Source organism: bacterium Scap17, from assembly GCA_013376735.1.
In the GTDB taxonomy this organism is placed as follows: Bacteria; Pseudomonadota; Gammaproteobacteria; order Pseudomonadales; family Halomonadaceae; genus Cobetia.
The window spans coordinates 841,235-854,512 of sequence record VINJ01000001.1; the positions used below are offsets into that span (position 1 = coordinate 841,235).

The window sequence follows — 13,278 nt, forward strand, 5'->3', positions numbered from 1 at the left end:
CCGGCGCTGAGACGCCCGCTCGTACCAAGGCCGCAAGCGGTGCCCGCAAGAGCGCACGCGCGGCCATGGGGCCTGCCCGCTATCGCATCATGCTCTTCATCGTGCTTGCCGGGCTTGTCGCTCTGGTCGGCCGCATCGGCTATCTCCAGCTCTTCGATCAGCAGTTCCTGCAGGATCAGGGCGATGCACGCACCCTGCGTGTCGACAGCATCAATGCACACCGCGGCATGATCACCGATCGCACCGGTGAGCCGCTGGCGATCTCCACGCCTGTCATCACCCTGTGGGCCGACCCGCGCAAGGTGCCTGATGACCCCGTGCGTCTGTCATTGCTGGCGCGCGCGCTGGGTCAGAAGCCGGATGACCTTATTGCTCGCGTCCGCCGCTATCGTGATGCCGGCAAGGGCTTCATGTACATCAAGCGCCAGATGACCCCGCCGCAGGCTCAGCCTGCCATTGACCTCGATATTCCGGGCGTCAGCCACAAGCAGGAATACAAGCGCTATTATCCCTCCGGAGAAGTCTCCGCCCAGTTGATCGGCGTGACCAACGTCGATGACAAGGGTCAGGAAGGGCTCGAGCTTGCCTACAATTCCTACCTTTCCGGCACGCCGGGCAAGCGACGTGTGCTCAAGGACCGCAAGGGGCGGCTGGTGCGTGACCTGCATCTGATCAGCGAAGCCAAGCCCGGTGGCGACCTGACGCTCTCCATCGACCTGCGTCTGCAATACATGGCCTACCGCGAACTCAAGGCGGCCGTGGCGGAGCACCGCGCCGATGGCGGCACCCTGGTGATGATGGATGCGCGCACCGGCGAGGTGCTGGCGATGGTCAATCAGAAGTCCTATAACCCGAACAACCGTGCCGGGCTTGATCCCGAGGGGCTTCGCAACCGCGCGATCACCGATGCCTTCGAGCCGGGCTCGGTGATGAAGCCGCTGGCGATGAGCGCTGGGCTTGCCACTGACCTGTATCAGCCGGATACGGTGATCGATACCACGCCGGGTTACATGCGGGTCGATCAGTTCACCATTCGTGACTTCCGCAACTACGGCAAGCTCGACATGGCCGGCATTCTCTACCATTCCTCGAATATCGGCATGAGCCGCATGGCGCTGAGTCTCGAGGATGATGCGGTATGGAATCGCTACTATGAGCTGGGCCTCGGCCAGGCACCGGGCACCGGCTTCCCGGGCGAGACGACCGGCGTGCTGCCGCCGCCGACCAACTGGTCGCGCAGCAAGCGGGCCTCCATCTCCTACGGCTACGGTATCAGCGTCTCGGCACTGCAGCTGGCCAGTGCCTTCACCGCGCTCGCCAACGACGGTCGTCGTGTGCCGCCGTCGCTGCTCAAGGTCAAGACGCCGCCGGTCGGTGACCAGGTGATCTCATCGGACAACGCGCACGCCTTGCTCGGCATGATGGAGAAGATCGTGCAGCCCAACGGGCCTGCCAAGCGGGCGGTGGTCGAAGGCTATCGCATCGCCGGCAAGACGGGCACCGTGCGCAAGGTGACGGCCGGTGGTTATCAGAAGACCGCCTATCGTTCGTTGTTCGCGGGTGTGGCACCGGTGTCTGATCCGCGTATCGTGACCGTGGTGATGATCGAGAACCCCAAAGGGCAAGAATATTACGGCGGTCTGGTGGCGGCGCCCGTGTTCGGGCGCGTGGTGGGCAAGGCATTGCGCCTGCTGGATGTGCCGCCGGACAGCAAGGTCGATGAGTAACGCATTCAATGTGGCATGGTCGTCGGCCCCGGGCGGGCGGCTGCGTCTTTTTTCTCATGTAGTGAATACGTTCCGGGACATCGGGAACAAGGAAGGTCTTCCGACATGACTTCACCGCACGATTCCAGGCGCCTGGGCGAGTTTCTGGCGCGCCCGTTGGCCACGGCGAGCGACATGCTCGCCGCCTTGCTGGCACTGTGGCCAGGCGCCCTCGATGATGATTGGCGCGCGCGGCTTGCCGCGCGCGATGACTGGCACCTGACGATCGACAGTCGCAGTGCCGCGCAGGGTTCGCTCTTCATCGCCATCCCCGGCATCGCCAGCGATGGCCGCGACTATATCGCCGCGGCGCTTGAGGGCGGTGCCGAGCTGGTGCTGGCCGAAAGACCCGCAGGCGGGGATGCACGTCTCGCGCTGCATTCAGACGATGCCAGAGTCGTCTGGCTCGAGAATCTGGGCGAGCAGCTCGGTGAGCTGGGTCGCCAGGCCTTCAGTGTGCCCGAGTCGCTGACGCTGGTCGGGGTCACGGGCACCAATGGCAAGTCTTCCGTCACCCATTACATCGCCGAGCTGGCCGAAGCGATGGGCACGCCCGCCGGCATGATCGGCACGCTCGGCATCGGGCGTCCCGGCGCGCTGGTCGCGGGCGAGCGCACCACGCCTGATGCCCTGGCCGTGCAGGCGGCGCTCAAGGGCCTGAGCCTTGCCGGTGCCGAGCTGATCGCGATGGAAGTCTCTTCCCATGCGCTGGATCAAGGGCGCGTCAATGGCTGTCGCTTCACCGTTGCGGGCTATACCAATCTTTCGCGAGACCACCTCGACTACCACGGCAGCATGGCGGCCTATGCGGCGGCCAAGGCGAAGCTGTTCAAGCGCCCCGAACTCAAGCTTGCGGTGCTCAATGCCGATGATGCGCTGGCGCGTCTGATGCTGGCCGGCATGCAGCGCGGCGTGCGCGTGCTGGCGATGGGGCGTGATGATGTCGCGACCCTGCGCGTGCTGGATGTCTTCCCCGAGCCGCTGGGCCAGGTTGCCGTGATCGCGACGCCGGATGGCGAGCGTGAGCTGGGCCTCAATCTGATGGGGCGCTTCAATCTCGACAACGCCTTGCTGGCAATGCTGATCCTGCATGGCCTCGACTATACGTTCGAGGGGCTGTTTGCCGCCGCGCCGCGTCTGACGCCGGTGCCGGGCCGCATGCAGCGCCTGAGCCGTGATGGCGCGCCGGTGGTGGTGGTCGACTACGCCCACACGCCGGAGGCCGTCGAGACGGCACTGACCGCGCTGCGTGCCCACCTGCCGGCGCGGGATGATGCGCGCCTGTGGTGTGTACTCGGCTGTGGCGGCGATCGCGATAGCGGCAAGCGCCCGCTGATGGCCACGGCCGCCGAGCAGGGCGCCGACCGTGTCGTGATCACCGATGACAACCCGCGTAGCGAGGATGCCGCCGCCATCCGTCAGCAGATGATGACCGGCATCCATTCCCGCGAGCGCGTGCTGGATATCGCCGAGCGTGGTGAGGCCATTGCCCAGGTCATCCGGGATGCCGGCGAGCATGATGTCATCCTGATCGCCGGCAAGGGGCACGAGGACTATCAGGAAATCGACGGTCAGCGACTGCCGTTTTCGGATGTGGCCCATGCGGTCGCGGCGCTGGAGCGTCGTGAGCTCTCGATGCTGGAAGGTCAGGAGCGTGACGCATGAGCGCGCCTGAACAGCCCGTCGCTCTGAGTACCTTCGAGGAACTGGCCGCGGTGCTCGGGGCGCAGTTGCCACCGGCATTGCGCGGTCAGTCGCTGGGCGTCATCGAGACGGACACCCGCAAGCTTGGCGAGCAGGCCGCGCCGCTTTTTGTGGCACTCAAGGGCGAGCGATTCGACGCCCATGACTTCCTCGCCCAGGCTCGCGCCAATGGCGCCGTCGCGGCGCTGGTCGAACGGGCAGTGGATGACCCGCTGCCGCAGATCGTCGTTGCGGATACCCGGCTGGCCTTCGGGCTGCTGGCGGCGGCGCGTCGCCGTGCCTGGGGGAAGCCGTTGATCGCGGTGACCGGCAACAGTGGCAAGACCAGTGTCAAGGGCCTGGTGCATGCCATCCTCGTGCGGGATGCCGCGCGTTTCGAGGCCCAAAGCCTCGCCAATCACGGCAACCTCAACAACGATTTCGGCCTGCCGATGACGTTGCTGCGCTTGAGCGATGCCCACCAGCACGGCGTGGTCGAACTGGGCGCCAATCACCTCGGCGAGATTGCCTGGACGACGGCCCTGGCGCGCCCGCAAGTGGCGGTGATCACCAATGTCACCGGCGCCCATGTCGGCGAATTCGGCGGCATGGGTCAGATCGCCCAGGCCAAGGGCGAGATTCTGGCGGGCCTCAGCCCGTTGGGAGGACGACGCCCGGTCGCGGTGCTCAACCGTGATGACGCCTACTTCTCGCTTTGGCAGGCGCTGGCCGCGACTGGTCAGGCGATCGATATCATCGACTTCAGCGTTGCGGATGACGCTGCGGATGGCAGCGTGGATAGCGTTGATTGCCCGGCACGCCTGCAGGCGCGTGAGCTAGGCGCGGATGAACTCGGGCGTTATGCTTTCGAACTGACGTTTGATGGCCGCTCGCTCGGCCGTGTTCAGCTGGCGTTGCTGGGGCGTCACAACGTGGCCAATGCGCTGGCGGCTGCCGCGGCGTGCCTGGCACTGGGCATCGACAGTGATCTGGTGATCGCCGGGCTCGAGAGTGCCGAGAGCGTGCCCGGCAGGTTGGGGGTCGTGGCGGGCATCAATGGTTCGCGTCTGCTGGATGACAGCTACAACGCCAACCCCGGTGCCATGCTGGCGGCGCTGGATCTGCTGGCGACACTGCCTGCGCCGCGCTGGTGCCTGATGGGCGCCATGGGCGAACTCGGAGCCGACGCCGAACGTCTGCATGCCGAGGTGGGCGATTACGCCCGCAAGCTGGGCATAGATTTCATTGCCACCTGCGGCGAGGGCGCTCAGGCGACTGCCGAGGCCTTCGGGGCCGGTGGCAAGCACTTTATCGAGCGGGTGGAGCTGGAAGCTTACGCCCGTAACCATCTACCCACCGGGGCCAGTGTTCTGGTCAAGGGGTCTCGCAGCGCTGGCATGGAGAATGTCGTTGCCGCGCTCAAGGTCGACGCATCAAGGTGAATGTGAGTCATGCTGCTGCTGCTTGCTGAGTTTCTGGCCCAATTCAATGGCGCCTTTACGGTTTTCAATTATCTGACCCTGCGCGTGGTATTGGCCACGTTGACGGCACTGTTGCTGTGTCTGTGGCTGGGTCCCTGGGTCATCCGCAAGCTCGTCGATGGCCAGATCGGCCAGGCCGTGCGCGACGATGGCCCCAAGTCTCACCTTTCCAAGGCCGGTACTCCGACCATGGGCGGCGTGATGATCCTGCTGTCGATGGCCGTCTCCACCCTGCTGTGGGGCGACCTGACCAACCTGTATGTCTGGGTGGTGCTGGTCGTGACGCTGGGCTTCGGCGCCGTCGGCTGGGTCGATGACTACCGCAAGGTGGTGGAGAAGAATCCGCGTGGCCTGCCGGCGCGCTGGAAGTACTTCTGGCAGTCGGTGGTGGGCATCGGCGCCGCCGTGGTGCTGTACCTGACGGCGAGCACGCCGGCCGAGACGGGCCTGCTGGTGCCATTCTTCAAGGACGTCGTCATCCCGCTGGGCGTGTTCTACGTGGTGCTGACCTACTTCGTGATCGTCGGCAGCTCCAATGCGGTCAACCTGACCGATGGCCTCGATGGTCTGGCGATCATGCCGACCGTGCTGGTCGCCATGGGCCTGGCCATTTTCGCCTATGCCTCGGGCAATCTGAAGTTCGCCGAGTATCTGCACATTCCGTTCATTGCCGGTTCCGGTGAGCTGGCCGTGTTCTGCGCCACCATCGCGGGTGCCGGCCTCGGTTTCCTGTGGTTCAACACCTACCCCGCCCAGGTCTTCATGGGCGATGTGGGCGCGCTGGCGCTCGGCGCGGCACTGGGGGTCGTGGCGGTCATCGTGCGTCAGGAAATCGTGCTGTTCATCATGGGCGGCGTCTTCGTGATGGAAACCGTCTCGGTGATCCTGCAGGTCGGCTCCTACAAGCTGACCGGGCGACGCATCTTCCGCATGGCGCCGCTGCATCACCACTTCGAGCTGAAAGGCTGGCCGGAGCCGCGCGTCATCGTGCGCTTCTGGATTATCACCGTCGTGCTGGTGCTGCTTGGCCTGGCCACACTCAAGGTTCGCTGAGGACGCATTCGCGATGACCCTCTCTGTCACCTCTCACACACCGGCCTCGCCGGTGCCTGCCAAAGGACCGACCCTGGTGGTCGGTCTTGGTGTCTCCGGACAGGCGATCGCTCGCCATCTGAGTGATCGCGGCATCGACTTTGCCGTCGCCGATACCCGCAGCGCACCGCCTGGCCTCGAGAGCCTGCGCGAGCATGCGCCGCAGGCCGAGGTACATCTTGGCCCACTGGAAGCGCTGGACCTGTCACGCTTCGGCGAGGTGGTACTCAGTCCGGGCATTGCCCCGCGTCAGGCGGTGTTCGATGGGGTCCGCGAGCGACTGGTCGGCGAGATCGCACTCTTCGTGCGCGCGCTGGATGAGCGCCAGGCTCGTGACGCGCAGGGCAAGCGGCCCACGCTGGTCGCGATCACTGGCTCGAACGCCAAGTCCACCGTGACCACGCTGATCGCGCAGATGGCCGCGCGTGCCGGTCGTGACGTGGCGGTCGGCGGCAATCTGGGCACCGCCGCGCTGAGCTTGTTGCGTGAGCAGCCCGATGCCGAGCTCTACGTGCTGGAGCTGTCTTCCTTCCAGCTCGAGACCACGCCTGAGCTCAAGGCCGATGTCGCCTGCTTCCTGAATCTCTCCGAAGATCATCTTGATCGCCACGACGGCATGCGCGGCTATCAGGCCGCCAAGCGCGGTATCTTCCGCGGCGCAGGCCTTGCGGTCATCAATGCCGATGACGCCTGGAGCTGGCCGGCCGAGAATGATGCGGTGGCGCGAGTCAGTTTCAGCGTGCAGCTCGGTGGGTCGGCCGATAAGTCGACCGATGAGGCTGCCAGGCAGGCGCAATGGTGCCTGGCGGAAGAGGGCGGCACGCTGTCGCTGTGTCATGCCGAGTCTGGCCAGCTGCGCAGCGTGATGCCTGCTGCGGACGTGCGTCTTGCAGGCCGCCACAATCAGGCCAATGCGCTGGCGGCACTCGCGATGGGCACCGCGATCGGCCTCGACGAGGCGGCGATGGTCGCCGAGCTAACCAGCTTCGCGGGCTTGCCGCATCGCGGCGAGCTGATCGCCGAGGTGGCGGGCGTGCGCTGGATCAATGATTCCAAGGGCACCAATGTCGGGGCGACGCTGGCGGCGATTGCCGGTCTCGGCCCGACGCTCGAGGGCAAGCTGATATTGCTGGCCGGTGGCCAGGGCAAGGGCGCAGATTTCACGCCGCTGGCGGCGCCACTGGCCCGTTATGCCCGTGAGGTGGTGGTGTTCGGACAGGATGCGCCGTTATTGATGCAAGCCCTGGCCGATGACGTCCCCGTGACGCCAGTCATGACGCTGGGCGATGCCATGCGTCATGCACGACAGATCGCTCAGGCGGGTGACTGCGTGCTGCTGTCACCGGCCTGCGCCAGTCTTGATCAGTTCCCCCATTACATGGCGCGCGGCGACGCCTTCCGTGACTGGGTCACGCAGTACATCATGTCTGGTGCTGACGGCAATTCTGGCCCTAGCAGCAGCGACAAGGAAGCCTGCGATGCGTAACAAGGCCCGGCGAGTCCATGACACCTTGACGGCAGAGCGTCAGCCCGTCGACGGCTGGCTGCTGTTCTGCGCGCTGGCGATTCTGTGTATCGGCTGGGTAATGGTGACCTCTGCCTCCAGCGAGATCTCGAGCGAGCGCTTCGATGGCAATGCCTTCTACTACAGCATGCGCCACGGCATCTTTATCGTGATCGGCCTGGTGGCCGCCTTCTGTACGCTGCGCGTGCCGATGTCCGCCTGGCAGCAGCGCAGCTTCGCGATGCTGATGCTGGGCTTCGTGCTGCTGGTGGTCGTGTTGGTGGTCGGGCGCGAGATCAACGGCGCCAAGCGCTGGATACCGCTGCCATTGGTCGGCGGGGTGCAGGCCTCCGAGATCGCCAAGCTGTGCCTGATGATCTGGCTGGCCGGCTATCTGGACCGCCGCCTCGACAAGGTGCGCGCCAGCGTCGTCAATGGCCTCATTCTGCCCTGTGTCCCCTTGTTGCTGATGATCGTGCTGTTGGCACTGGAGCCTGACTTTGGCTCCATCGTGGTCATGGGCGGTGCCGTGATGGGCATGCTGCTGATGGCGGGCGTCGCCTGGTGGGGGTTCATCGTCTTGCTGGGCCTGGCGGGCGGTGGTGGTTGGCTCTTGGCGATCGCCGAGCCCTATCGCTGGGAGCGCCTGACCACCTATACCGACCCGTGGGCCAACATGTATGACAGTGGCTACCAGCTGACCCAGGCATTGATCGCCTTCGGTCGTGGCCACCTGAGCGGCATGGGGCTGGGCAATAGCGTGCAGAAGCTGTTCTATCTGCCGGAAGCGCATACCGATTTCGTATTTGCCGTGCTGGCCGAGGAGCTGGGCTTGATCGGGGCGACGGCCGTGGTGGCGCTGTTCGGACTGCTGATCTACCGCGCCTTCAAGATCGGTCGCCGCGCTGAACTCGCCGGCTTGCCGTTCAGCGCCTACCTCGGCTACGGTATCGCCCTCGTGCTGGGGGCGCAGGCCTTCATCAACATCGGTGTGGCCAGCGGACTGCTGCCCACCAAGGGGCTGACCCTGCCCCTGATGAGTTATGGCGGCTCCAGCCTGATCGTCAGTTGCGTGCAGATCGCGATACTGCTGCGTATCGATGCCGAGACCCGCAAGCTGACCCGCACACCGACAGGAAATGCCGCCGCGCCCCGCCGCAAGACCAGGAAGCCGACCGAGACACCGCAAGGAGCACAGGCATGACGTCATCTTCTTCTACCATCGCTCCCCAGGGGGCGGTTGACTCGGTAGACGCTGCCTCCAGGGGCGTCGTGCTGATGATGGCCGGCGGGACGGGAGGACATGTGATTCCAGCGCTGTCGCTGGCGCGTGCCCTTGCGGCGGCCGGTCACGAGATTCATTGGCTGGGCAGCCCGCGTGGTATCGAGAACCGTCTGGTGCCCGACGCCGGCTACCCGCTGCATCGGGTCGAGGTCGCAGGCTTGCGCGGCAAGGGGCTGGCGGGCTATGCGGCGATCCCGTTTCGTCTCGCGCGCGCCGTCCTGCAGGCAAGGCGCGTGATTCGTGAGCTCAAGCCGGTGCTGGTGGTGGGCCTCGGTGGCTTCGCCAGTGGTCCGGGCGGGCTCGCGGCGCGCCTTGAAGGCATTCCGCTGATCATTCATGAGCAGAACGCCATCGCGGGGCTGACCAACAAGGTGCTGGCGCGGATGGCGACGCGTGTCTACGCCGCCTTCCCGGGCGCCTTCCCGCCGGCCCTCGGGGCTCAGGTGGTGGGCAATCCGGTACGTGATGAGATCGCCGACGTCGGCGCCGCCGGGCATATGTCCGAGTCTGCTGCCGAGGCGGCAGGCGAGTCGCGTGCCTTGCATCTGCTGGTGATGGGCGGCTCGCTGGGGGCTCAGGCGCTCAACGAGACGCTCGCGCCGGCGCTGGCCCTGCTGCCGGAAGCCTCGCGCCCCGTGGTGCGCCATCAGGCCGGACGTGACAAGCAGGAGGCGACCCTCGCCGCCTATCAGGCAGTCGGTGTCACGGCTGAGGTCAGCGAGTTCATCGGTGACATGGCCGAGGCCTATGCCTGGGCAGACCTCGTGGTCTGTCGCGCCGGCGCCCTGACCGTGGCCGAGCTGGCCGCGGCAGGTCGCCCTGCGGTGCTGGTGCCGTTCCCCCACGCCGTGGATGACCACCAGACCGTCAATGCCGCGGTATTGGTCAAGGCGGATGCCGCACGCCTGATTCCCCAGAATACGTTGACTGCCGAGCGTCTCGCCGAGACGCTGGCAGAATTGCTCGACCCCAAGATACTCACTGGCATGGCCGCTCGCGCCCGCAATAGTGCGGAACTCGATGCGGTAGCGACCATGCTGGCAGGCTGCATGGAGACTCGCCTTGAACGCTAGCAATTCTGATCGCGGTGCAGGTATGCGCCGCATCCGTCGTATCCATTTCGTCGGCATCGGCGGTGTGGGCATGTGTGGTATCGCCGAAGTACTGGGCAACATGGGCTATGAGGTCAGCGGTAGCGATCTCAAGGAATCCGCCGTCACGGCTCACCTGCGTGAGTGCGGCGTGCGTGTCGCCATCGGTCATGCGGCCATCAATGCTGAAGGCTCGGATGTGGTCGTGGTCTCGACCGCGGTGGACATCACCAACCCGGAAGTGGCTTGGGCGCGGGAGCATCGCATTCCCGTCGTGCGTCGCGCCGAGATGCTCGCCGAGCTGATGCGTTTCCGCCAGGGCATCGCGATTGCCGGTACCCACGGCAAGACCACCACCACCAGCCTGACCGCGACTCTGCTCGCGGAAGGCGGCATGGACCCGACCTTCGTCATCGGTGGCAAGCTGACCAGCGCAGGCACCAATGCCCGTCTGGGCGAGGGGGAGTATCTGGTCGCCGAGGCGGATGAGTCCGATGCCTCCTTCCTGCATCTTCAGCCGTTGATCTCGGTAGTGACCAATGTCGATGCCGATCACATGGCCACCTACGAGGGCGACTTCAATCGCCTCAAGGACACCTTCATCGAATTCCTGCACAACCTGCCGTTCTACGGTCTGGCGGTGCTGTGTATCGATGATGCCAACGTGCGTGAGCTGCTGCCGCGTGTTCAGCGTCAGTTCGTGACCTACGGCTTCAGTGACGATGCCGATTACCGCATCAGCGATTTCCGCCAGGGTGGCGGTCAGCTCAGTTTCACGGCGCTGCGTCCGGAAGGCCATGCACCGCTCGAGATCACCCTGGCGATGCCGGGTGAGCACAATGCGCTCAACGCCCTGGCGGCGATCGCCATCGCCACCGATGTCGGTGTCAGCGATGAAGCCATCGCTCGCGCGCTGGCAAGCTTTGCCGGTGTCGGTCGTCGCTTCCAGGTGCACGGAGAATTCGCGGCACCCAATGGCGAGCAGAGCGTGATGCTGGTGGACGATTATGGCCACCACCCGCGCGAAGTGGAGATGGTGATTCGCGCCGTGCGCGCCGGCTGGCCGCAGCGCCGTCTGGTGATGGCCTACCAGCCGCACCGTTATTCGCGCACCCATGATCTCTATGAAGATTTCGTGCGTGTGCTGTCCGAAGTCGACACCCTGTTGCTGCTGGATGTCTACAGTGCCGGGGAAGCGATGATTCCAGGCGCCGATGGCCGCTCGCTGGCGGGCTCGATCCGTCAGCGCGGCCAGGTGGACCCGCTGTTCGTCGAACACAAGCGTGCCTTGCCGGACCTGCTCAAGAACGTGCTGCGTCCGGACGATATCCTGATTACCCAGGGGGCGGGCGATGTCGGTGGCATTGCGCTGGCACTGGCGGGGGCCGACCTCAAGCTTGACGAGGTGACGCTATGACCGTCTCTTCTTCCTCGTCTGGAGTGACAGGCGTGAATCCTGAGCTGGCCACGCGCTATGGACGTGTCGTGGTGCTGTTCGGTGGCCTGAGCGCCGAGCGCGAGGTGTCGCTCAAGAGCGGTGCGGCGGTGCTGGCGGCCCTGCAGGGCGCAGGTGTCGATGTGCAGGGCTATGACATGGCGCATGGGCTGGCCGGTCTCGAGACATTGCGCCCCGACCGTGTCTTCATCGCCATGCACGGTCGGGGCGGCGAAGATGGCACCTTGCAGGGGGCGCTGGAATTGCTGGGCATTCCCTACACCGGCAGCGGAGTACTGGCCTCTGCACTGGGCATGGACAAGCTGCGCACCAAGAAGCTCTGGGATATCGAGGGCTTGCCGACGCCGCGTTCCTGTCGCCTGGCGGCGGATACGAACTGGCAGTCGGTGCTAGAGACGCTCGGTACCCCGGTAGTGGTCAAGCCGGTGCATGAGGGGTCGACTCTCGGCATTCATATCGTCGAGGACGCCCAGGCGCTCCATGATGCCTGGACGGATGCCAGCCGCTTCGATGCGGTAGTGATGGCCGAGCGTTTCATCAAGGGGCCGGAATATACGGTCTCGGTGCTGGACGGCGAGGTATTGCCAGCCATTCGCATCGAAGCCGATAGTGGCTTCTATGATTACGATGCCAAATACATCGCCAATACCACGCGCTATCTGCTGCCTTGTGGTCTGAGCGCTGCGCGTGAGGCGGAATTGGCCGAGATCTCACTCAAGGCATTCAACGTGCTGGGCTGCGAGGGTTGGGGCCGTGTCGATGTGATGGAAGATGCGGACGGCGCCTTCTGGCTGCTGGAAGTCAACACCTCGCCGGGCATGACTGATCACAGCCTGGTGCCGCAGTCCGCGGCGCATATCGGGCTCGATTTCGCCACCCTGGTGCTGCGTATTCTCGACACGACTCTCGCCGAGCGGGGCGCAAACGATGCGTCAGTCGCTCAGCAGAGTGGTCATTGATCGATGGCGGCGCGTAGCACAACCGGTGCAATCTTCGGCTTCGTTCTCGGCCTTGCGCTGCTGGTTGCGGGCGGACAGGCATTGTGGACCTGGCTTGACCGCCCCATTGAGCGAGTCACCATCAAGGGTGACTTCGATCATGTCAGTGCTGCCTACCTTCAGCGTCATATCGCGCCGTTGATTCGCGGCCAGAGCTGGCTCTCCGTCCCCTTGGGCGAGGTTCGGCGTCGCGCGTTGGCGATCGATTGGCTGAGTGAAGTCAGCATATCGCGTCGCTGGCCGGATACACTCGAATTCGAGCTGTTTGAACAGCAGCCGGTGGCCTACTGGAATGATGGCGAATTGCTCAATGTGCGCGGTGATGCCTTCCAGGCGGGCCCGGTCACGCAGCTGGGCAACCTGCCCAATCTGGCGGGGCCAAAGGGCAGTGGATCCGAAGTGCTGGCCGAGCTTGACGCGCTGCAGAGCCAGTTGGGCGGGCTGGGACTCAATGTCTCCCAGTTGCGATTGGAGCCACGTGGCGCCTGGCGCTTCCAGGTCAATGATTCAGTGTGGGTGATGCTGGGTCGCAACGATCGAGAGGCACGTCTGGCGCGTTTCATGGCAGCCTGGCAGCGGCGTCTGGGTGATGAGGCGTCGCAGATCCGCTACATTGATCTGCGTTACCCCAACGGAGTGGCAGTGGCGTGGCATGGGGAGACGATGGCACTCGAAGAAGGCAAGGATAGTTGAGGCAAATGGCGACACTCACTACATGCTTCATTTGCGTGTGAGCATTAGCAAAATGGCGATATCGCCAGTTTCATTTGTCGTCAATCCCGCCTATTCTAGCGGGGATTTGCGCCCCTCGGTATTTTAGGCTGGTATGCCCCAAGTGGCTGCTCCTATACTGGGAAGTCAAATCCCTCTGTACGGGTTAAACGGAACGTAAACCCGTTCTGGGTGGTGCGGCAGACATGGT

Annotated in this window: 10 protein-coding genes; all 10 read left to right on the top strand. The window is 64.7% G+C overall.

Going from position 1 to position 13,278, the window contains the following annotated elements; genetic code table 11:
• The first annotated feature begins 65 nt into the window (after window positions 1-65).
• The 10 genes from FLM52_03650 (at window position 66) to FLM52_03695 (ending at window position 13,049) form a co-directional block, all read left to right on the top strand.
• Window positions 66-1,727: a penicillin-binding protein 2 gene (locus tag FLM52_03650; protein NVN54890.1), complete on the top strand. Its 1,662-nt coding sequence runs from the start codon at window positions 66-68 to the stop codon at window positions 1,725-1,727.
• A gap of 174 nt (window positions 1,728-1,901) precedes the next feature.
• Window positions 1,902-3,431: a UDP-N-acetylmuramoyl-L-alanyl-D-glutamate--2,6-diaminopimelate ligase gene (locus FLM52_03655; GenBank protein NVN54891.1), complete on the top strand. Its 1,530-nt coding sequence runs from the start codon at window positions 1,902-1,904 to the stop codon at window positions 3,429-3,431.
• Window positions 3,428-4,891 (top strand): UDP-N-acetylmuramoyl-tripeptide--D-alanyl-D-alanine ligase, encoded by a 1,464-nt coding sequence (gene murF, locus FLM52_03660; GenBank protein NVN54892.1) that lies wholly within the window; start codon window positions 3,428-3,430, stop codon window positions 4,889-4,891. The genes FLM52_03655 and murF overlap by 4 nt, the downstream gene beginning before the upstream one ends.
• A gap of 9 nt (window positions 4,892-4,900) precedes the next feature.
• Complete coding sequence (locus FLM52_03665) at window positions 4,901-5,983, top strand: phospho-N-acetylmuramoyl-pentapeptide-transferase (GenBank protein ID NVN54893.1); 1,083 nt, start codon at window positions 4,901-4,903, stop codon at window positions 5,981-5,983.
• 13 nt (window positions 5,984-5,996) lie between these two features.
• Window positions 5,997-7,508, top strand: a complete 1,512-nt coding sequence (gene murD, locus FLM52_03670) for a UDP-N-acetylmuramoyl-L-alanine--D-glutamate ligase (GenBank protein NVN54894.1) — start codon at window positions 5,997-5,999, stop codon at window positions 7,506-7,508.
• Window positions 7,501-8,730 (top strand): putative lipid II flippase FtsW, encoded by a 1,230-nt coding sequence (ftsW, locus tag FLM52_03675; GenBank protein ID NVN54895.1) that lies wholly within the window; start codon window positions 7,501-7,503, stop codon window positions 8,728-8,730. The genes murD and ftsW overlap by 8 nt, the downstream gene beginning before the upstream one ends.
• A 77-nt stretch (window positions 8,731-8,807) precedes the next feature.
• A complete protein-coding gene (gene murG / locus FLM52_03680) occupies window positions 8,808-9,884 on the top strand; it encodes an undecaprenyldiphospho-muramoylpentapeptide beta-N-acetylglucosaminyltransferase (protein ID NVN54896.1) in 1,077 nt (358 codons plus the stop codon).
• Window positions 9,885-9,906: 22 nt separating this feature from the next.
• Complete coding sequence (gene murC / locus FLM52_03685) at window positions 9,907-11,319, top strand: UDP-N-acetylmuramate--L-alanine ligase (GenBank protein NVN54897.1); 1,413 nt, start codon at window positions 9,907-9,909, stop codon at window positions 11,317-11,319.
• Window positions 11,316-12,317 (top strand): D-alanine--D-alanine ligase, encoded by a 1,002-nt coding sequence (locus FLM52_03690; GenBank protein NVN54898.1) that lies wholly within the window; start codon window positions 11,316-11,318, stop codon window positions 12,315-12,317. Before murC ends, FLM52_03690 begins: the two co-directional genes overlap by 4 nt.
• A 3-nt stretch (window positions 12,318-12,320) precedes the next feature.
• Window positions 12,321-13,049 (top strand): FtsQ-type POTRA domain-containing protein, encoded by a 729-nt coding sequence (locus FLM52_03695; protein NVN54899.1) that lies wholly within the window; start codon window positions 12,321-12,323, stop codon window positions 13,047-13,049.
• Window positions 13,050-13,278 lie beyond the last annotated feature (229 nt).